The sequence below is a fragment of the Variovorax sp. Soil_C_17 genome (genome assembly GCF_057657265.1).
In genome coordinates this window covers 171,020-190,103 of sequence record NZ_JBDGIT010000004.1, presented here as the reverse complement: position 1 = coordinate 190,103, position 19,084 = coordinate 171,020, and the positions used below count along the sequence as shown (strand labels likewise).

The following is a 19,084-nucleotide window of genomic DNA, read 5'->3' as shown; positions in this document are numbered from 1 at the left end:
CGCGCGAAGTTCACGCTGTCCTGGAGGATCGCTTCCGGCTTCAGCCTGTGTAGCCTGCCAGTCGCGGCAGCATCAGTACGAAGCCCGGCCATACCGTCACCAGCATCAGCGCGCCGATCATCACCAGAAGAAATGGCCAGGTTTCGCGCAGCAGCGCGCCGAAAGGAACGTCGGCAATCCTGACCATCATGAAGAGCAGCAGCCCATAGGGCGGCGTCACCAGCCCGATCATGATGTTCAGCACCGCCATCACGCCGAAGTGGACAGGATCGATTCCGAGCGCAACGGCGGTGGGCAGCAGCACCGGCAGCATGACCAGAATGATGGTGGAGCCTTCCAGGAAGGCGCCGAGCAGCAGCAGGGTTGCGTTCACCAGCAGCAGAAAGCCCAGCGGAGACAGGTCAAGACCTTTCATCGCAGCGCTCATGGCCGCGGGGATGTTCTCCGACGTGATGACGAAGTTGAACACCATGGCGCCGGCGATCAGCATGCCGATGGAAATACTCATCCGGGCGCTGGAGAGCAGTGAATCGTAGATGTCTCCCCAGCGCACGCTGCGGTAGAGCCCCGCGGCGATCAGCAGGGCGTAGGCTGCCGCCACGCCTGCTGCCTCGGTCGGCGTGGTCACGCCGCTGTAGAGGCAACCCAGCAGGATCACCGGCAGCATGAGCGCAGGAAAAGCCTGCGCGGTGATGCGCGGCATCTCCCGCAGGGGCACCGCCGCCTCGAGCGGGAAGCCGCGGCGCTTCGCCAGGACGTAGATCAGCACCATCTGGACCGCACCGAGCAGCAGCCCCGGCAGGATGCCGGCGATGAACAGGTAGCCGATGGAGGTGCCCGAAACCAGTGCGTAGAGAACCAGCGGGATGGACGGTGGAAGGATGGGCCCGATCACCGACGAGACGGCACTGAGCGCCGCCGCGAAGGCCGGCGTGTAGCGGCCGTCACGCGTCATCATGCTCTGCATCAGCTTTCCCGAGCCGGCGGCGTCCGCCAGCGCGCTGCCGCTCATGCTGGCGAACACAACGCTCTGCAGCACGTTCACCTGGGCGAGTCCGCCGGGGAATCGCCCGACGATCGCATTGCAGAAGCGCAGGAGCCGATCCAGGATGCTGCCAGAACTCATGATGGTCGCGGCCAGGATGAACAGCGGAATGGCCAGCAGCAGGAAGCTGGAATAGGTGCCGTTGAGGAGCTGCTCGGCCACCGCCCCCATGTCCATGCCCTTGAGGTAAAGGTAGAGGACCGATCCGCCGATCATGGCGTGGCCGATAGGCACGCCGAGCAGGCTGAGGCCGACGATGGCGACGAGCGCGAGCGAGAAAGGACTGGTGAGGTTCACAGGGCGGAGCGAGTGGCGGCCGGATCGTCAGGGGCGGGGGCGTGGCCGCGGATTGCGCGTGCCAGCAGGCGCAGGCTGCGGGCGATGACGGCCACCGCGAAGATCAGGTAGACGGAATAGGTGAAGTCCATCCGGATGCCGAGGTAGGAGCTCTTCTCCACCTTCATGAAGCTCACGTAGTCGTAGGCCGCCGGCAGCGACATCCCGAACAGCACGACGACGCTCACGGCCGCCAGGCCGGCGATCACGCGGCGCCCGCGCGGACCGGCGCGCTGGGTGAGGAGGTCCAGGCGGATCTCTTCCTCGTCCTTCAGCACGAAGGCGGCGCCCCACAGCACCAGCCAGAGCCAGGCGGCCAGAGACAGCTCAGTGGTCCAGCCCACCGGCCAGTTGAAGAGGTAGCGCAGCAGGATCTGCAGGATGAAGGCGATGAAGATCATCGCCAGCAGCAAGGCCGCGACCGCTTCGGCGAAGCGGTGCAATCCCGTGAGCACGCGGCCCGTCATGCGCGGACCCTCATGTCATCGCGTTGATCTTGGCCAGCATGCCCTGAGGCCAGTGCCTGGCTTCCTCCGAGGCGAGGTACACCTTCTGCGCATGCTCGCGGAATGCGTTGATGTTCGGCACGTACACCTCCAGTCCTTGCTTGCGGAATGCCTCTGCGAGTTCCGCCTCGCGCTTCTGGTGCTCGGCGGTGCTCCATGCGATCGCCTTGTCGGCGGCGGCCTGGAACGCACGCTGCTGGGCTGGTGTCATGGCCATCCAGGTCTTCATGTTGAGCGTCAGGAGGTCGAAGCCCACGAGGTGCGAAGTGAGCACGATCTGGCCGAGGACCTCGTGGAACTTCATGTTCTGCACGTTGGGAAGCGGATTGTCCTGTCCGTCGATGGCGCCGGTCTGCAAGCCGGTGTAGGTCTCCGCATAGGCCATGGGCGTCGGGTTGGCCCCGAGCGAGCGGCCCAGGAGCTGCCAGGCATCGCCGGGGGGCATCCTCAGCTTCACGCCGGCCAGGTCGGCGGGCACGTTGATCTTCTTCTTGCCCTTGAGCCCGAGGTGGCGCGTGCCGAAGAAGGTCGGACCCAGGATTTTCACCTTCACCTGGTCTTCCACCATCTTCTTCATCTGCGCGCCGAGGTCGCTGGCGAAGAAGGCGTTGAGATGGTTGGCGTCGCGAAACAGGTACGCCGCCGTCAGCAGCGACCACGCGGGGACCTGCTTGGCGATGTCTTGCGGCGCGATGTTGCCCATCTCGAGGTTGTCGCGCTGCAGGGCGACCAGCTCCGTTCCCTGGCGAAAGAGCGTGGAGTTCAGGTGCGATTCCACCTTGAAATCCGGCTCCACGTCCTTGGCGAACATGCGGATCATGTCGGCACGGATGTCCTTGTCCGAGAAGACCGCGGCAAAGCGCAGCGTCCGCGGCGCCTGCGCCCAGGCGGACGAAGCGGCGCCCAGCATGGCCGAGGCGGCGAGCAGTGTGCGACGAGTGATGGAATGGCTCATGAGGGTCTCCTTTGTAGTCTGCATGATGCTCAGCCCGGCGCGGCCGCCAGGCGCTGCGCCACGGCGCGTATCGCCATTTCGTAGCCGAAGGCCCCGAAGCCGCAGATGACCCCGGTGGCAGCGAGCGACACCAGGGATGTTCGATAGAGCTCGTCACGCCGGTGGATGTTGGTCACGTGGACCTCCGCGATGGGCTGATCCAGCGTCTTCAGCGCATCCAACAGCGGGATGGAGCGGAACGAGAGGCCGGCCGGGTTGATGACCACGGCAGCGGCGCTCTCGCGGGCCTCCTGGACCCAATCGACCAGCACACCTTCGTGATTGGTCTGACGGAATTCGCAAGACAGTCTCAGCTCATCCGTGACCCGCCGGCACAGCTGCTCCACCTGTTGGAGCGTGGTACTGCCGTACAGGTGAGGTTCACGCACGCCCAGCAGGTTGAGATTGGGTCCGTTGAGGATGTGGATGGTGCGGCTCATGGGTGGATTTTTCGAGGGAGCCGGCAAGCTCTTTCCAATTTGGAAAGTTGTTTCACAATACAGGAATGAGCATCGCTCTCGACCGTGGCCTGTCCGTCCTCGAACACCTCGCCCGGCATCCTCAGGGGTTGCCGCTGTCGATGATCGCTTCCGAACTGGACATCCCCCTTGGCGCCTGCCATCGGCTGTTGAGCGAGTTGCACCGCCGCGACTACGTGCGCCAGGCGCGCAAGCAGGGCGATTACATGCTCACGACCAAGGTCGTGTCGCTTGGCCTCGGCTTCCTGAGCAGCGGGGGCATCGTCGAAGTCGCCGCCCCCCTGCTGGAACGCCTTGCTCAGGTCTCGGGCGAGCTCGTGCGCCTTTCCGTCGTCGACGACGACCGCCTCACGTGGGTCGCCCGAGCGCAAGGTGCTCGCCAAGCCGGCCTGCGCTACGACCCGGACATGGGCATGGATGCGCGCCTTTCGTGTACTGCCTCGGGCCATGCGTGGCTCATGACGCTGAGCGACGAGCGTGCGCTGGAGCTCGTCTCGCGCCAGGGCTTCGGTCAGCCGAGCGACTACGGACCGAAGGCACCGACGACAGTGAAGGCGCTGCTCGGCGTCCTCCATGCCGCACGGGTCAGGGGATACGCGATGATCGATGAAGTCTTTGCGCCGGGCATGTCGGCAATGGCAGCGCCGGTGCTGTCCCGCCACAGGGCCGTCGGCGTGATCAGCATTGCCGGTCCGCGTACCCGTCTGACGGCGCAACGCATACACCAGCTCGCGTCCGCACTGCTGGCGGCTGCGGCGGAACTCGGCCCGATCAGCAATGCGTCCGCTTTGTTCGGCCGACCTCCGCTCGGCAAAGGCTGATGGCCGTCTCCGGACTGGATGGCCATGGCCCATCGCTCAAACTCACCGTACTCGATGTCGGGCGGTTCCAACGTCTACCGGCGCGAAGTGGAGGAGGTGCTGTTGACGCATCCCAGCGTCGCCGGGGTGGCGGTGCTTTCCGGGAGTTTGGGTGTAGCTCGGGATTCAGCCGACGCGCAGTGTTAGCTGACCAAGGCGCCTGGATACCTCGACGCCGCATGCTTTCACGGCCTTCGCCTGCGTCCCATTCCAGTCCGTATCGAACGAACGTGAGCGGCCCATGAGCGTGATTCCAAGCACGATGTTTCCTGAATAGTCAAAGACGGGTGCTGCAAACGAGCAGACGCCGGGTGTGGGGTTGTTCACCGAGCGAGACACCCCGTGTTTGCGGACCTCGGTCAACATGCCTTGCAGCTCTCCCGCATCGATGGGCGCGGCGATATCCGGTCCCAGCCGCCGCTCATCCTCGAGCAGCGATTCCTCGATCAGCTTGGCAGGCAGGTAGGCAGCGAACAGACGGCCCGTCGCAGTGCCCGCCAGCGACATCACAGTCCCCGTTCGGATGTTGGTGTGAAGCGGATAGATCGCATCGAAGAGGAAAACGATCGTCGGCCCTTGATTGCCCCAAACCGACAGCGCGACGCTGTGCCCGGTCTCCCTTGCCAGGTCCTCCGCAAAGGGTGTGGCCTCGCGAACCGGATTGAGCATCCTGAGAGTCACCAGGCCCAGTTGCATGGCCGTCGGACCGAGCCAGTAGAAGCCCGTCGAAGCCTCCTGGGTCACCAACCCGAGCTTGGCGAAGCTCACCAAGTACGGGTGGGCCTTTCCAGGCGCCATATCAGCGGCCTTGGCGAGCTCCCTCAAGGGCATGGGGCGCCCTTGAGCGCCCAGCGCGAGCAGCAACTGGCCGCCCGCTTCGATGGACTGAATGCCCCTGCGTTCCTTTTCGGAGCTCGATTCGCTGCTGTCGCTTTCCAGTGCGCCCATGGTTGCCTCCTAACCGTTTGATTCTAACAGTTTCGTTAGCCTAGGGTAAACCATTAACTATACTCAGATGCGTTAGCACGATACTAACGCCATCGGGTCGACGTTGCGCGGCCCTTACCTCAAGGAGTGATGGTCAATGGGTACGCAGGAAACGGAGTACGACGTTCTGGTGGTGGGTACGGGCGCGTCAGGCATGTCGACAGCAGTCACCGCCGCCTATCAGGGTCTCAAGGTGCTGGTCGTCGACAAGGCGCCGGTCTACGGCGGCACCACCGCGCGCTCGGGCGGGTGGCTTTGGATTCCAGGCACCAAGCTCGCAAGAGAGCAGGGCATCGACGAGCCGCCAGGCGCCGCACGCGCGTATCTCCAGCACGAGGCCACCACCCATTTCGACGCCGCGCGTGTCGAGGCCTTCATCGAGAACGGGCCGAAGGCCATCGACTTCTTTACGGAGAAGACCTGCGTGCAGTTCGACATGCCGCCGGTGTTTCCCGACTACCACGCCGAAGCGCCTGGCGGCCAACCCGGCGGCCGGTCCATGGTGACCCGTCCGTTCGACGGACGAGAACTGGGCAGCCGCATCGACAAGCTGGCGCCGCCCGTGCCCGAGCTGACCGTGTTCGGCATGATGCTCGGATCCGGCAAGGAGCTGTGGCACTTCCTGCGTGCCTTCAAGTCGCTCGAGTCCTTCTGGTATGTCGCCAAGCGCTTCGGCGGACATCTGCTGGATGTCGTGCGGTACGGCCGCGGGATGACGCTGACCAACGGCAATGCCTTGGCTGGCCGACTAGCCAAGGCGGCAATGGACCTCAACGTCCCCGTGTGGCTGAACTCACCGGTGAAGAAGCTGGTTGTCGAGGGCGATGCCGTCGTCGGAGCCACGGTCGTGCGCGACGGAAAGTCAGTCGAGATTCGCGCGCGCCGTGGCGTGGTCCTGGCCTGCGGCGGCTTCCCTTACGACGTGGAGCGTCGTAAGGCCTTGTTCCCTCACGCACCGACCGGCCGCGAGCACTTCACGCCTTCGCCGGCGCTGAACACCGGAGATGGTCTGCGTCTCGGTGAATCGGTCGGTGGTTGGGTCGATCCCACGATTCCGAACGCCGCCGCCTGGTGTCCGACCTCCGTGACGAAGCGCAAGGATGGCTCCGAAGGCGTCATGCCGCACTTCATCGACCGGGCGAAGCCGGGCGTGATCGCCGTCACCCAGCGCGGTCGACGCTTCACCAACGAAGCTCTTTCTTATCACGACTTCATTCAGGACCTGGTGAAGGCATGCAAGGGCACTCCCGAAGTGACGTGCTGGCTGATCTGCGACCACAAGCACCTTCGTGAATACGGCCTGGGATGTGTCGCACCTTTCCCGCTGCCCATCGGCAGGCATCTGCGGACCGGCTATCTCAAGCGCGGCAACAGCCTGCAAGAGCTGGCCAAAGCGATCGGCGTGCCCCATCCTGCGCTGCAGGAAGAGGTGGAATCCTTCAATCGCGACGCTGCCAAGGGCACGGACACCAGGTTCGGCAAAGGCAGCACCGCTTACAACCGCTTCCAGGGCGACTCGATGGTGACGCCGAATCCGTGCATGGCCCCCATCCGCCAGGGTCCGTACTACGCCATCAAGATCGTCGTCGGTGAGATCGGCACATTTGCCGGCCTGCTGACGAACGAATCCTGCCAGGTGCTCACGAAGGACCGGGAGCCGGTCAAGGGTCTGTACGCCGTCGGCAACGACGCGGCCAGCATCATGGGTGGCAACTACCCCGGAGCGGGCATCACGCTCGGCCCGGCGCTGACCTTTGGCTACGTCGTGGGTCAAGCACTCGCGAAGCAGACGGATCGACCCGCGGCTGATGTTGTCCAGCTGGCCACTCCGCGCCCGCGTGCACATGCGGCCTGATCTCCAGGCAAACAAGGCAGGACAGACCAATGGAAATCTCTGAACTGATGGCGCCTCGCGTCCTCGGCGGGCGCATCGCGCTGGTGACCGGAGCGGGGCAGGGCAATGGCAAAGCCATCGCCAAGGGCCTTGCGAAAGCGGGCGCCCAGGTCGTCGTGACTGACCTGAACCATGAAAACGCCAAGGCAGTTGCTGCCGAAATCAATGCTGCGGGTGGGAAGGCAGTTGCATACGAGCTGGACGTGACTTCGCAAGATGCTTGCGAGGCACTGGCGCTCACGGTGGCAAGCGAAGTCGGAAACATCGATATCCTGGTGAACAACGCCGGCATCATCATTCGCGAGGGTTTGGACAGCCCCAAGGTCGCTTCGAACCTCGAGCGCACGTTGACCGTGAACGTGATGGGTACCTTCCTTCCAACGCATGCGTGGTTGGATGCGCTGAAGGAAACCAAGGGCGTGATCATCAACGTTGGGTCCATCGCCTCGAGCACCGGAATTCCCAATGTGGTGGGCTACTCCCCATCCAAGGGCGCGGTCAAGCTCATGACGCAAGCGCTTGCCGTCGAGTTGGCGAAGGACGGCGTCCGTGTCAACGCGATCGCGCCGGGCGTCATCGAGACGCCGATGACCTCGTACACGCGGGAAGCGCCGGAGCGCCTCGACAAGTTCATGTTGCGCACGCCGATGGCGCGCGTCGGGCAGCCCGAGGAACTGGTCGGCCCCGTCGTATTCCTCGCATCCAGCATGGCCACCTATGTCACGGGCGTCACCCTTCCCGTGGACGGCGGCTTCCTCGCTTCCTGATCCTCGGGATCATCTTCTTTCCAAGTTCGCAAACCCTGGGCTCGAAGAGCTCAAAATTCCTCACCGGAGACAGCTATGAGCATTCCTAAGTTCTTGAAGCGAGCAGTCCTTGCCGCCAGTCTTGTTGCCGCAACTGCAGCAAGTGCGCAAGACATCAAGTTGGGCTACAACGGCGATCTGTCTGCCTCTCCCTCTGCACAAAGCGGCCAGGCGGCGGTGCTCGGCATGGAGGCCGCGATCGCCGACATCAATGCGGCAGGTGGCGTCCTCGGCAAGAAGCTGGCGCTCGTCACACGCGATGACACCTCGGCGCCTCCCAAGTCGATCCAGAACATGAGCGAGCTGATCGACAACGAGAAGGTCTCCGCCGTGTTCGGTCCGACCAATTCCGGCAATGCGATGGCCTGGAAGCACATTGCCAACCAGAAGAAGATTCCGGTGATCGGCAACGTGGGTTCAGGCACGGACATCACCAAGCCCATGAGCCCGGGTGCTGACAACTACATGTTCCGCGTCTCGATGGTCGACCGCGAGCAGGTGGCGGCCCTGATGGCGTACGTCAAGAAGAACGGTGACAAGTCGAAGGTCGTCGGCCTGATGGCCGAGACCACGGGCTATGGCCAGGGCGGGTTGAAGGACATGGAGGAGATCGCCAAGCTCCAGAACATCAAGATCGCTGCGACCGAGCGATTCGGTGTCGGCGATACGGACATGACCTCGCAACTGAGCAAGATGAAGTCTGCCGGCGTCGACACCGTGGTGGTGTGGGCACAGGGGACCCCCATCGCCCAGCTGGTTCGCAGCATGGAGAAGATCAACTACTTCCCATTGGTACTGAGCTCGTGGGCGGCGGACAACATAACGTTCTACGATGCAGCAGGCAAGACCCTGGCGGAAAAGCCGATCTTCATGCGCACGGTCAGCGAGACGCGCACGCCTGCACAGCAGAAACTGTTCGACCGCATCGGCGCGAAACTGAAGGCGCCGGGATCCTTCTCCTTCGCACTGCACGGCTATGACTCGGTGCTGCTCTACGCCGCCGCAGCCAAACAGGCCAACAGCTTCGATGGAGCGGCGGTTCGTCTCGCGCTGGAAGACTTGAAGACCCCTGTGCGGGGCGTTCTGAAGATCTACGACAAGCCCTTCAGCAAGACCAATCACGAAGCCCTGACGGCGAAGGACCTGGTGTGGATCCGCTGGAAGGACGGCAAGCTGCTGCCCTACTCGGACCCGATCGTCGCCTCGCTGGCAGGCGCCGACTTCAAGCAGTAAAGCTCTGCACCTATCGGGGCTGCATCCCGCGGCCCTGGCAATCATCTCGGAGGCAACTATGGCAGAGGCGCTCTTACAGGCGATTCTCAGTGGCTTGGCCGTGGGCGGCGCCTACGCGCTGGTCGCGCTGGGTTTCAGCATCACGTTCACGACGACCAAAACGCTGAACTTTTCGCACGGGGAATTCGTGTCGGCGGGCGCATTCATCGGCATGAGCGCGCTCTTCCTGGTCCTGGGCCTGCCAGTGACCTCGACCACTTTCGGCCAGGCACTGCCCGGCGCCGGCGCTCAACTGCTGGCCCTCGCAGCGGCGCTCGGTGTCATGGGGCTTCTCGGATGGCTCCTCTACGTGATCGGTGTCCGACCCTTTGCCGGACGACCCGGCATGGCCTGGGTCATGAGCACCCTGGGCTTCGGCGTCATCCTGCAGAGCATCGGCCTGGCCATCTGGGGACCCAAGCCCGTGGTGGTGCCGGGACCGGTGGGCGATACGGTGATCCGAGTGCTCGGTGTCGGTGTTCGCCCTCAAGAGCTTCTGACGCTGGGCGTCGCCGTGGTCATCATGATCGGCTTCGATATCGTCATGAACCGAACCATGGTGGGCAAGGCCATGCGCGCCGTGGCCGCGAATGGCAACGTTGCCAGCCTGATGGGCATCAACACCAATGCCGTGATGATCGGCGCCTTCGTGATCAGTTCAGCGCTCGCGGGCCTGTCGGGCTTCCTGCTCGCACCGATCGCCCAAGCGTCGCTCTTCATGGGCCTGACGGTGGGGCTGAAGGGTTTCTCCGGCGCCATGATCGGGGGCCTGAGCAATCCGCGCGGCTGCGTGATCGGCGGTTTCGTGCTGGGCGTTCTCGAGTCGCTGGTCAACCTGTGGCAGGCGCAGTGGCGGGAAGTTGCCGTCTTCGCTCTGGTGATTCTGGTCCTCGCGTTTCGTCCGACCGGTCTGTTCGGCAAGAAGCTGGTGGAGAAGGTATGAAGCGCAGCCACCATCTCATGGGCGTGGTGCTCGTCGCCGCGGCGCTCGTCGCCATCACGTCCCTCTTCGGGAACGACTACTACCTGCGCATCGTCTTCATGATGTGCGTCTACTACCTCTGCGCTGCCGGCATGAACGTGCTGGTGGGCTACGCGGGGCAGAAGTCGCTCGGCCAGGCCGGTCTCTTCGCTGCAGGGGCCTATGCGGTTGCGCTGCTGACGACGCGTACCGAGATGAACCCATGGCTCGCGCTCGTGATTGCCGCGGGAATCTCCGCGGCCTGCGGCGTGCTGATCGCCTTGCCGTCACTGCGTGTCAAAGGACCCTACCTTGCCATGGTGACGCTGGCCTTCGGCATCGTCGTGGAAAAGCTCGTCGGCGAGTGGACCGACGTTTTTGGCGGCGCGCAAGGCATCTATGGCATCAAGGCCTTGACCTGGAATGGGCAGCCCCTGACGTCCCAGCAATGGGTCTGGCTGGGGATAGGCCTGTGCGCCTTGACGCATCTCCTGCTGCGAAATCTGATTCGAGGTCGCTTCGGTCGGGCGCTGCTCTCGCTGCAAGCCGACGAGATCGCCTCCTCGTCGGTAGGTGTTCGCGTCTACCGTGCCAAGGTCATCGCTTTCGTCGTGGCGGCTGTCACCTGCGGCATCGCCGGGGCCTTGGTCGCTCAGCAGAACCAGTACATCAACTCCGACTTCATCACCTTCCACCTGTCGATCTTCATCCTGTTACTGGTACTGTTCGGCGGAGCCGGATCCCAATACGGGCCGCTGGTCGGGACGGTGATCCTCACGGCGGTCGACGCAGCCTTGGCGCGCTGGCCTTCGGCGCAGCATTTCCTGTACGGCTTCCTCCTGTTGTTTGCCCTCTATGTCATGCCAGGCGGCGTAACCGGGCTGTTCTCGAAGTGGTTTCGGCGCTCGACCGATACGCCCGAAGCATCGAACGCCGCCGCCGCACCCACGCGCATCGGACCGGAGGGCAAGGGCGAGCTGCTGGTGGTTCAGGGAGTCACCAAGAACTTCGGCGGCGTGAAGCCAGCCCAGAACGTCTCGTTCCGTTTGCAGCGCGGACACATCCACGCCCTGATCGGGCCGAACGGCGCCGGCAAGAGCACGATGATCAACATGCTGACCGGCCTCATCGACCCGACCGAGGGCTCGATCAAGTTTCTGGGTCAGGAAGTCTCCGGCCAACCCGTGCACTCGATCTGCTGCATGGGCATGGGTCGCACCTTCCAGAACCTGCGACTGTTTGCCGATCTCTCGGTGCTGGACAACGTCATGCTGGGCCGTCACAGCCGCATGACGAACGGCTTCTTCGCGTCGCTGTTCGCTTTGCCCGGCGCGAAGAAGCAGGAGGCCGCAACGCGCGAGCGCGCCCTGCAGCTGCTGGATCTGGTGGGCCTGCTGCACCTGGCACACCACCCGGCAGGCAGCCTGCCCTACGGCCTGCAGCGGCGCGTCGAACTCGCACGGGCCCTGGCGACCGAGCCGCAACTGCTTTTGCTCGACGAACCTGCAGCCGGTCTCAATCCGCAGGAAACGGCCGAGCTGGGTCAGCTGTTGCTCCGGATCGGCAAATACGGTGTGACCATCCTGATGGTGGAACACCACATGGATCTGGTGATGTCGATCTCGGACCACGTCATCGTCCTGGACTACGGCATCAAGATCGCCGAAGGCAAGCCCGCCGAGGTGCAGGCCAACCCCCGTGTCGTCGAGGCGTACCTCGGTGTCGACGAGGAGGAAGCGCATGTCAAGCCTGAACTGGAAAGCCAACCATGCTGAAACTCGAATCAGTCAAAGTCGCCTACGGAGCGATCCAGGCGGTCAAGGGAGTGAGCCTCGAAGTCAGGCAGGGCGAAGTGGTCACGATCATCGGCGCCAACGGGGCGGGCAAGAGCACCCTGCTCAAGAGCATTTGCGGCCTGGAGCCGGTTGCCGAAGGCAGCATCCAACTCGACGGCAAGGATGTCACGAAGGTCAAGGCCCATGAGCGCGTCGGGCTCGGCGTCGCCATGTCGCCCGAAGGGCGGGGCGTCTTCGCCGACCAGACCGTCCGGGAAAACCTGATGCTGGGCGCGTATTCGCGCAAGAAGGATGCCGCCGCAACGGAGGCGGCCATCGAACGTGAGTTCAAGCGGTTCCCGAGGCTGCGCGAGCGCCAGGACCAGCTGTCCGGCACCTTGTCCGGTGGCGAGCAACAGATGCTGGCGATCGCTCGCGCACTGATGAGCGAGCCGCGCTTGCTGCTGCTGGACGAGCCTTCGCTCGGCCTGGCGCCGTTGATCATCAAAGACATCTTCAACGCCATTCGCCAGCTGCGCGAATCAGGACTGACCATCCTGCTCGTGGAGCAAATGGCCAAGCAGGCGCTGGGCGTGGCCGACCGGGCGTATGTGCTCGAGACAGGACACATCACCTTGGAGGGCACGGGTCGTGCGCTCCTCAACGATCCCAAGGTCAAGGCGGCCTATCTCGGCACCCATTGACCATCTCAACCGTCCAAGAAAAGGAGTACCCCATGACCCAAACCAAGAAGTTCGCGAGCCAGGCCGACCTGGAAAAAAAGAAAGTCACCTTCGGCCAGATCTCCGAGCACGCCTGGGCGTACACCGCCGAGGGCGACCCGAACACCGGCATCATCATCGGCGACGACGCCGTGCTGGTGGCCGACACCCAGGCCACGCCGGCCATGGCTGCCGATGTGATCCGGCGCATTCGCGAAGTGACCGACAAGCCGATCAAGTACGTGGTGCTGACGCACTACCACGCAGTGCGCGTCCTCGGGGCCAGCGCCTACGAGCCCCAGCAGATCATTGCGAGCCAGGAGACGTACGACCTCATCGTCGAGCGCGGCGAGCAGGACAAGGCGAGCGAGATCGGACGCTTTCCGCGTCTCTTCAGCAACGTCGAGACCCTGCCGCCCGGCATGACGTGGCCGACCATGACCTTTACCGGAAAGATGACCCTCTGGCTGGGCAAGGTGGAGGTGCAGCTGCTGCAGCTCGGCCGCGGTCATACGAAGGGCGACACGGTGGTCTGGCTGCCGGGTGAAGGTGCGTTGCTGTCGGGTGACCTGGTCGAGTTCGGCGCCACGCCGTATGCAGGAGATGCCTACTTCAAGGACTGGCCGCAAACGCTGAACAACGTGGCGGCACTCAAGCCAAAGGTGCTGGTGCCGGGTCGTGGCGCGGCGCTGACCACGCCCGACGAAGTGGCCAAGGGCCTGAGCGAGACGCGCGACTTCATCGCGGACGTCTACGCCAACGTGCAGCGGGGCGTCGCCGCCGGCAAGGACCTGAATGCAGTCTACAAGGACACCTTCGCCGCACTCAAGCCCAAGTATGGCCACTGGGTCATCTTCGACCACTGCATGCCCTTCGACGTCACGCGCTGCTACGACGAAGCGACACAGTACGCCGATCCGCGCATCTGGACCGCGGAGCGCGACGTCGAGATGTGGAAGACACTCGAAGGCTGATTGGAGCTCACGGTACGAGTGACAGTCTGCCTGCGCGGCGACGACTCCAAGGTTGGCCCGGTCCATGTCGCGCCGCTCAACGCTCCAGGCGCCGGCCAATGCCGAGCGCTCTCGAAAGCACCTGCAAAGCCTTGCAGGACTGCCGACCCCTCTGACGCCCAAGGAAACCCCATGCTCATCAAGAAGGTTCATCACGTCGCCTACCGCTGCATCGACGCCGAGCAGACGGTCGAGTGGTATCAGAAGCACCTCGACATGAAGTTCGTGCTGGCCATCGCCGAGGACGAAGTGCCTTCGACCAAGGCGCCCGACCCCTACATGCACATCTTCCTCGACGCCGGCCAGGGCAACGTGCTGGCTTTCTTCGAGCTGCCCAGTCAGCCGCCCATGGACCGCGACCGCAACACCCCGGCCTGGGTGCAGCACTTGGCGCTGGAGTGCGACTCGGTGGTGACTTTGCTGGCTACCAAGCAACGCTTGGAGGCCGCCGGCATCGAAGTGCTTGGCCCGACGGACCACACCATCTTCAAATCGATCTACTTCTTCGACCCGAATGGTCACCGCCTCGAACTGGCCGCCAACACCGGCACGCCGGAGATGATGCGCAAGCTCGACGAGGTGAAATGGGAGATGCTCGAAGAGTGGTCCAGGACGAAGCGTGCGCCGAAGCACGCGGCCTGGATGCACGACGGCAGTTTGGCCACGCCGATCCGGTGATGCCTGCACGGAACGCGCGAGGCTCTCATGAGCGCATTGAACGAAACCCACGACCCCGCCCTTCAGAGCTGGGTTCCGTCAGCTCGCAACGCCAGGGCTGACTTCCCGATCCAGAACCTGCCCTTCGGCCGCTTCCGGCCGGCGGGCAGCGCCGAGGTCTTCCGCATCGGCGTCGCGATCGGCGACCAGGTGCTGGACCTGAAGGCCACGGGCCTCATCCACACGGACGACATGAACGTCTTGATGGCCAAGGCACCGGCGGAGCGCCAGGCCTTGCGTGCCGCCATTTCTGCCGGCCTCGCCGAAGGCAGTGCAGAGGCGGGCGAGTGGGCGAAACTGCTGCTGGCCCAGTCGGCCGTCGAGATGACGGTGCCCTGCCGCATCGGCGACTACACCGATTTCTACACGAGCGTCCATCACGCCACCACGATCGGCAAGCAGTTCCGCCCCGACAACCCGCTGCTGCCCAACTACAAATGGGTGCCGATCGGCTATCACGGCCGCTCCTCCTCGATCGGCGTCAGCGGCAGCAGCTTCAAGCGGCCGCTCGGCCAGACCAAGGCGCCCGACGCCGAGGTCCCGAGCCTCGGGCCGTCCAGGCGGCTCGACTACGAACTGGAACTCGGATGGTTCATCGGCCAGGGCAACGCGCAAGGCGAACCGATCGACATGGACCGGGCCGAGTCGCACCTGTTCGGGGTGGCGCTCTTCAACGACTGGTCCGCACGCGACATCCAGGGCTGGGAATACCAGCCGCTCGGCCCGTTCCTGTCGAAGAATTTCGCCAGCACCCTGTCGCCGTGGATGGTGACGATGGAGGCGCTGGCGCCCTTTCGTGCCCCCTTCGAGCGGGCGGCCGGCGACCCGCAGCCGCTGCCCTACCTCGACTCGTCCGCCAACCGCGCCCAGGGCGCCGTGTCGATCACGCTCGAAGTGCTGTTGCAGACCGCGAAGATGCGAGAGGCCGGCGAGGCGCCTGTGCGCCTGTCGCGCACCAACACCACGCGCGCGGCCTATTGGACGCCCGCGCAGCTGGTGGCGCACCACACCGTCAATGGCTGCAACCTGCAGCCCGGCGACCTGCTGGGGTCGGGCACGCTGTCCGGTCCCGACGCTGACGAGGCGGGCTCGCTGATGGAGCTGACGGGCAGCGGCAAGCAGCCGGTCGCGCTGCCCAACGGCGAGCGCCGCAGTTTCCTGGAGGACGGCGACACGCTGATCCTGCGCGGCTGGTGCGAGCGCGAAGGCGCGGTGCGCATCGGATTGGGCGAGTGTTCCGGGACCGTGGTGGCATCATGAAAAAGCCCGTCCCACTCGATCAGGCCGTTGCCATGATTCCGCAGGGAGCCGTGGTGATGATCGGTGGGTTCATGGGAGTCGGCAGCCCGCTGCGCCTCATCGACGAGTTGGTGCGCCAGCGCCGAGGCGAGCTGACGCTGATCAGCAATGATTCGGCCAGGCCCGGCGTGGGCGTCGGGCGCCTCATCGATGCGGGGCTCGTGAAAAGGCTCATCGCGAGTCACATCGGGACCAATGCGACGACACAGCAGCTCATGCTGGAAGGCCGCCTTGAGGTGGAGCTGGTGCCTCAAGGCACGCTGGCGGAGCGCATACGCGCCGGTGGCTTCGGGCTCGGCGGCATCCTGACGCCTACGGGTGTCGGCACCCTTGTTGCACAAGGCAAGCGCGTCCTGGAAGTCGACGGCTCCAAGTACCTCTTGGAAACTGCATTGAAGGCGGACTTTTCCTGCATCAATGCAAGGAAGGCCGACTACTACGGCAATCTGGCGTACTCGCTCACCGCCAGGAACTTCAACCCGCTGATGGCGATGGCGGCCACGACGACCATTGCTGAAGCGGAAAGCATCGTGCCGGTCGGAATGATCAGTCCCGACTCTGTGATCACGCCGGGCGTCCTGGTTCATGTGCTCGTGGGAAAGGAGCGTGTCGCATGAACGAAAAGGAAGTCATCGCCCGCCGCGTGGCCAAGGAGCTCAAGGACGGCGACCGTGTGAACCTCGGCATCGGCCTGCCCACGTTGGTCGCGCAGTACCTTCCGTCCACGCTTCACGTCTACTTCCATTCCGAGAACGGCATCATCGGCATGAGCCCGCTGCCGGGCGAGGGCTTTGAAGACGTCAACCTGACCGATGCTGGCGGACGGCCGGTCGGGGCTCTACCTGGCGCCTGTGCGTTCGATTCTGCGTTCTCGTTCGGATTGATCCGTGGGGGCCATCTGGACGTGACGGTGCTCGGCGGCCTCGAGGTCGACCAAGAGGGAAGGCTGGCGAACTGGATGGTTCCCGGAGAGAAGGTGCCCGGCATGGGAGGGGCGATGGACCTGGTAACGGGCGCCCGTCGGGTCATCGTCGCCATGGCACACCGGTCGCGCTCTGGCTCAAAGATCGTGCCTCGCTGCAGCTTGCCCGTGACCTCCATTCGGCGGGTCGACTTGATCGTCACTGAACTGGCCGTGATCCGGCCCATCGAGCAAGGCCTGTTGCTTGAGGAAACCGCACCGGGTGTGACGATCCAGCAGGTTCTGGACGCCACGGATGCGACTCTGATCATTGGGCCGAGGGTGACCTCATGGTGATGCCGAGATCCATGAAGGGTATGCGGTGCTGAGGTCCGTATTGACGGCTCCCCGTAAATGGTCGGACAAACTCTGGCTGGTGGGCTGCTGTGCCTTCACCAGCATGGCTTCGATGCGCATCTGCGATGCGATGCTGCCTGCCCTGGCAACGCACTTCGGAACCACGCCGGGTCAGTCGGCGCAAGCCATTTCCGCGTTCGCACTCGCATACGGCATCCTTCAGCTGTTCTACGGCCCATTGGGTGACCGGTACGGCAAGGTCAAGGTGATCGGATGCGCCACCTTGGCCTGCACTGTCGGCAGTGGCCTCGCCGCCGCATCACCCAGCCTCGACTGGCTGGTTGCGAGCCGCCTGCTGTCCGGAGCCGCGGCGGCAGGAATCATTCCGCTGACGATGGCATGGATCGGAGACAGCGTCTCCTACGAAGACCGGCAGGCGGTGCTCGCTCAGCTCCTGGGCGTGACGGTCTTCGGAATGATCAGTGGGCAATGGTTCGGTGGATTGCTTGCCGAAACCTTGGGATGGCGATCGGCATTCGTCGGGTTGGCTTCGATCTTCGCTGTGAGCGGTGGGCTGTTGCTGAGCCGCCGTGGCAATGAAGGCGGCCAGGATCGGCAAATCGTCCCAGGACTCGTAAGCGGCCTTCGCTGCGTTGCGAGCTCGGGATGGGCAAGGACCGTGCTGATCGTCACCGCGGTCGAAGGGGCGCTCGCATTCAGCGCACTGGCGTTCATCCCTGGCGATCTGAATTTGCGGTTCGGTCTGTCGATGCCGATGGCCGGTGCATTGGTTGCCCTCTACGGCGTGGGCGGCCTGATGTACAGCCGCAGCGCGCGGCAGATGTTGCGCCGCTGGGGGGAGCCAGGTCTTGCGAGGCTCGGGGGTCTTGGCACGGCACTGGCATTCTTCGCCATGGCGTACGCCCCATCGTGGCACTGGGTGCCGCTGGCCTGTCTGCTGGCGGGCTTCGGGTTCTACTGCCTCCACAACACGCTGCAGACCCACGCCACACAGATGGCGCCGGGCGCCCGCGGGACGGCGGTGTCCTTGTTCGCTTGTTGTCTCTTTCTGGGTCAATCGATCGGTGTATCGGTCGCCGCATGGCTGGTCGACCGCTTCTCCGCGCCGGTCTTGTTCGCTGTGTCGGGCCTTGGCCTCCTGGTGCTGGGCTTCGCTTTTTCCGCCCTGATACAGAAACGAGGACATCCATGAGCGCGGTCAAGGCCACAGACAGCGCAGGGCGGCAGACGCTCGCCGTGCAGGCCACGCTCATTGCCGCCATGGCGATATGGGGCCTGAATGTGGCGGTCGTCAAGCAGCTGACCGAAAGCTTCGATTCAGCCCTGCTCGCGGCCCTTCGGATGGTGGTTGCGCTCGCCGCATTGACAGGGATCTTGCTATGGAAGCGGTGCGCCTTGACGCTCGTGACCAAGGCGCAATTTTGCTACTTGCTCCTGTGCGGCGTCCTGATGGTCTACCTGAACCAGCTCCTGTTCGCCGAGGGCCTGCAGAGATCGACAGCGACCAACGGCGCCCTGATCATGGCCTTGAGCCCCCTGGTTTCCGCGTTGCTCGCGGCATGTCTGTTCCGGGAACGACTGTCGTTGGCCCGCGTGTTCGGTGTGGTGCTCGGGTTCGGTGGTGTTGCAGCTGTCGTGCTGAGTCACCCTGGCGCTGGACTTTCTCGTGCGGGGACCGGGGACCTGATGCTGATCGCCGGCGTTATCAGCTTCGCGTCCGGTGGCGCGCTTGTCCAGCGGCTCGCAAGATGCCTTCACCCACTGGTGATCAGCTGGATCATCTACCTGATCGGCACGTCGCTGTTGTTGGCGCAGGCGGCTTTCGGGGCCGGCGCCGCCGTGGGCCTTGCGGCGCTGTTCCCCGGCTGGTGGGAATGGACGTTGATCCTGTTCTCTGGCGTGATGGCCACCGCGCTGAGCAATCTGCTTTGGAACCGGGCCATCGCGACCATCGGGGTGGCGCGGACCGCGGTCTTCCTCTACTGGGTGCCCGTCTTCGGCGTCCTGTTTGCCGCACTGTTGCTCGACGAGCGACTGACCGGGTGGCATCTCGTTGGATTCATCGCGGTGATGGCAGGCACCTATATGGGCACACGCCGACAACCGCCTCCGTCCACATCCATCCCTTGACCCATTCCG

The 19,084-nt window shown here is 64.2% G+C and carries 19 protein-coding genes; 14 read left to right on the top strand and 5 right to left on the bottom strand.

The window, feature by feature from the left end:
- Window positions 1-40: 40 nt before the first annotated feature.
- The 4 genes from AC3A6Y_RS20965 to AC3A6Y_RS20950 are packed head-to-tail and all read right to left on the bottom strand — an operon-like array spanning window position 41 to window position 3,321.
- The gene (locus AC3A6Y_RS20965; RefSeq protein WP_487870153.1) at window positions 41-1,342 is read right to left on the bottom strand and encodes a TRAP transporter large permease; all 1,302 of its coding nucleotides are present in this window, start codon (window positions 1,340-1,342) and stop codon (window positions 41-43) included.
- Window positions 1,339-1,848 (bottom strand): TRAP transporter small permease, encoded by a 510-nt coding sequence (locus tag AC3A6Y_RS20960; protein ID WP_487870152.1) that lies wholly within the window; start codon window positions 1,846-1,848, stop codon window positions 1,339-1,341. The genes AC3A6Y_RS20965 and AC3A6Y_RS20960 overlap by 4 nt, the downstream gene beginning before the upstream one ends.
- Before the next feature lie 10 nt (window positions 1,849-1,858).
- Window positions 1,859-2,842: a TRAP transporter substrate-binding protein DctP gene (dctP, locus tag AC3A6Y_RS20955; RefSeq protein WP_487870151.1), complete on the bottom strand. Its 984-nt coding sequence runs from the start codon at window positions 2,840-2,842 to the stop codon at window positions 1,859-1,861.
- 29 nt (window positions 2,843-2,871) lie between these two features.
- A complete protein-coding gene (locus tag AC3A6Y_RS20950; RefSeq protein ID WP_487870150.1) occupies window positions 2,872-3,321 on the bottom strand; it encodes a type II 3-dehydroquinate dehydratase in 450 nt (149 codons plus the stop codon).
- A 65-nt stretch (window positions 3,322-3,386) separates the two neighbouring features.
- Here AC3A6Y_RS20950 and AC3A6Y_RS20945 point away from each other — a divergent pair, with 65 nt between their 5' ends.
- On the top strand, window positions 3,387-4,181 hold the full coding sequence (locus AC3A6Y_RS20945) for an IclR family transcriptional regulator (protein ID WP_487870149.1): 795 nt from the start codon (window positions 3,387-3,389) through the stop codon (window positions 4,179-4,181).
- 165 nt (window positions 4,182-4,346) lie between these two features.
- On the opposite strand, the gene AC3A6Y_RS20940 is transcribed toward AC3A6Y_RS20945, so the two are convergent.
- Entirely contained in the window at window positions 4,347-5,168 is an 822-nt protein-coding gene (locus tag AC3A6Y_RS20940; RefSeq protein WP_487870148.1) for an IclR family transcriptional regulator, read from the bottom strand.
- 136 nt (window positions 5,169-5,304) lie between these two features.
- Between AC3A6Y_RS20940 and AC3A6Y_RS20935 the strand changes: the two genes are divergently transcribed.
- From AC3A6Y_RS20935 to AC3A6Y_RS20875, 13 genes are all read left to right on the top strand, one after another.
- On the top strand, window positions 5,305-7,062 hold the full coding sequence (locus tag AC3A6Y_RS20935) for an FAD-dependent oxidoreductase (protein ID WP_487870147.1): 1,758 nt from the start codon (window positions 5,305-5,307) through the stop codon (window positions 7,060-7,062).
- 29 nt (window positions 7,063-7,091) lie between these two features.
- On the top strand, window positions 7,092-7,868 hold the full coding sequence (locus AC3A6Y_RS20930) for an SDR family NAD(P)-dependent oxidoreductase (RefSeq protein WP_487870146.1): 777 nt from the start codon (window positions 7,092-7,094) through the stop codon (window positions 7,866-7,868).
- Between the two features lie 75 nt (window positions 7,869-7,943).
- Window positions 7,944-9,140, top strand: coding sequence for an ABC transporter substrate-binding protein (locus AC3A6Y_RS20925; RefSeq protein WP_487870145.1), 1,197 nt, complete (start codon window positions 7,944-7,946; stop codon window positions 9,138-9,140).
- A 58-nt stretch (window positions 9,141-9,198) separates the two neighbouring features.
- Window positions 9,199-10,122 carry a branched-chain amino acid ABC transporter permease gene (locus AC3A6Y_RS20920; RefSeq protein ID WP_487870144.1) on the top strand — a complete coding sequence of 308 codons (924 nt, stop codon included), beginning with the start codon at window positions 9,199-9,201 and terminating at the stop codon, window positions 10,120-10,122.
- Window positions 10,119-11,915: a branched-chain amino acid ABC transporter ATP-binding protein/permease gene (locus tag AC3A6Y_RS20915; RefSeq protein ID WP_487870143.1), complete on the top strand. Its 1,797-nt coding sequence runs from the start codon at window positions 10,119-10,121 to the stop codon at window positions 11,913-11,915. The genes AC3A6Y_RS20920 and AC3A6Y_RS20915 overlap by 4 nt, the downstream gene beginning before the upstream one ends.
- Window positions 11,909-12,619 (top strand): ABC transporter ATP-binding protein, encoded by a 711-nt coding sequence (locus AC3A6Y_RS20910; RefSeq protein ID WP_487870142.1) that lies wholly within the window; start codon window positions 11,909-11,911, stop codon window positions 12,617-12,619. Before AC3A6Y_RS20915 ends, AC3A6Y_RS20910 begins: the two co-directional genes overlap by 7 nt.
- 32 nt (window positions 12,620-12,651) lie before the next feature.
- Window positions 12,652-13,611 (top strand): MBL fold metallo-hydrolase, encoded by a 960-nt coding sequence (locus AC3A6Y_RS20905; protein ID WP_487870141.1) that lies wholly within the window; start codon window positions 12,652-12,654, stop codon window positions 13,609-13,611.
- 171 nt (window positions 13,612-13,782) lie between these two features.
- Window positions 13,783-14,328, top strand: a complete 546-nt coding sequence (locus AC3A6Y_RS20900) for a VOC family protein (protein WP_487870140.1) — start codon at window positions 13,783-13,785, stop codon at window positions 14,326-14,328.
- A gap of 27 nt (window positions 14,329-14,355) precedes the next feature.
- A complete protein-coding gene (gene fahA / locus AC3A6Y_RS20895) occupies window positions 14,356-15,627 on the top strand; it encodes a fumarylacetoacetase (RefSeq protein WP_487870139.1) in 1,272 nt (423 codons plus the stop codon).
- On the top strand, window positions 15,624-16,283 hold the full coding sequence (locus tag AC3A6Y_RS20890; RefSeq protein WP_487870138.1) for a CoA transferase subunit A: 660 nt from the start codon (window positions 15,624-15,626) through the stop codon (window positions 16,281-16,283). The genes fahA and AC3A6Y_RS20890 overlap by 4 nt, the downstream gene beginning before the upstream one ends.
- The gene (locus AC3A6Y_RS20885) at window positions 16,280-16,924 is read left to right on the top strand and encodes a 3-oxoacid CoA-transferase subunit B (protein WP_487870137.1); all 645 of its coding nucleotides are present in this window, start codon (window positions 16,280-16,282) and stop codon (window positions 16,922-16,924) included. Before AC3A6Y_RS20890 ends, AC3A6Y_RS20885 begins: the two co-directional genes overlap by 4 nt.
- 40 nt (window positions 16,925-16,964) lie before the next feature.
- Complete coding sequence (locus AC3A6Y_RS20880; protein ID WP_487870136.1) at window positions 16,965-18,137, top strand: MFS transporter; 1,173 nt, start codon at window positions 16,965-16,967, stop codon at window positions 18,135-18,137.
- Window positions 18,134-19,075, top strand: coding sequence for a DMT family transporter (locus AC3A6Y_RS20875; protein WP_487870135.1), 942 nt, complete (start codon window positions 18,134-18,136; stop codon window positions 19,073-19,075). The genes AC3A6Y_RS20880 and AC3A6Y_RS20875 overlap by 4 nt, the downstream gene beginning before the upstream one ends.
- Window positions 19,076-19,084 lie beyond the last annotated feature (9 nt).

Bases quoted from the DNA above. Each gene is read 5' to 3' on its own strand.
- AC3A6Y_RS20960 (WP_487870152.1), bottom strand. From the start codon at position 1,848: ATGACGGGCCGCGTGCTCACGGGATTGCACCGCTTCGCCGAAGCGGTC.
- dctP (WP_487870151.1), bottom strand. From the start codon at position 2,842: ATGAGCCATTCCATCACTCGTCGCACACTGCTCGCCGCCTCGGCCATG.
- AC3A6Y_RS20950 (WP_487870150.1), bottom strand. From the start codon at position 3,321: ATGAGCCGCACCATCCACATCCTCAACGGACCCAATCTCAACCTGCTG.
- AC3A6Y_RS20945 (WP_487870149.1), top strand. From the start codon at position 3,387: ATGAGCATCGCTCTCGACCGTGGCCTGTCCGTCCTCGAACACCTCGCC.
- AC3A6Y_RS20940 (WP_487870148.1), bottom strand. From the start codon at position 5,168: ATGGGCGCACTGGAAAGCGACAGCAGCGAATCGAGCTCCGAAAAGGAA.
- AC3A6Y_RS20935 (WP_487870147.1), top strand. From the start codon at position 5,305: ATGGGTACGCAGGAAACGGAGTACGACGTTCTGGTGGTGGGTACGGGC.
- AC3A6Y_RS20930 (WP_487870146.1), top strand. From the start codon at position 7,092: ATGGAAATCTCTGAACTGATGGCGCCTCGCGTCCTCGGCGGGCGCATC.
- AC3A6Y_RS20925 (WP_487870145.1), top strand. From the start codon at position 7,944: ATGAGCATTCCTAAGTTCTTGAAGCGAGCAGTCCTTGCCGCCAGTCTT.
- AC3A6Y_RS20920 (WP_487870144.1), top strand. From the start codon at position 9,199: ATGGCAGAGGCGCTCTTACAGGCGATTCTCAGTGGCTTGGCCGTGGGC.
- AC3A6Y_RS20915 (WP_487870143.1), top strand. From the start codon at position 10,119: ATGAAGCGCAGCCACCATCTCATGGGCGTGGTGCTCGTCGCCGCGGCG.
- AC3A6Y_RS20910 (WP_487870142.1), top strand. From the start codon at position 11,909: ATGCTGAAACTCGAATCAGTCAAAGTCGCCTACGGAGCGATCCAGGCG.
- AC3A6Y_RS20905 (WP_487870141.1), top strand. From the start codon at position 12,652: ATGACCCAAACCAAGAAGTTCGCGAGCCAGGCCGACCTGGAAAAAAAG.
- AC3A6Y_RS20900 (WP_487870140.1), top strand. From the start codon at position 13,783: ATGCTCATCAAGAAGGTTCATCACGTCGCCTACCGCTGCATCGACGCC.
- fahA (WP_487870139.1), top strand. From the start codon at position 14,356: ATGAGCGCATTGAACGAAACCCACGACCCCGCCCTTCAGAGCTGGGTT.
- AC3A6Y_RS20890 (WP_487870138.1), top strand. From the start codon at position 15,624: ATGAAAAAGCCCGTCCCACTCGATCAGGCCGTTGCCATGATTCCGCAG.
- AC3A6Y_RS20885 (WP_487870137.1), top strand. From the start codon at position 16,280: ATGAACGAAAAGGAAGTCATCGCCCGCCGCGTGGCCAAGGAGCTCAAG.
- AC3A6Y_RS20875 (WP_487870135.1), top strand. From the start codon at position 18,134: ATGAGCGCGGTCAAGGCCACAGACAGCGCAGGGCGGCAGACGCTCGCC.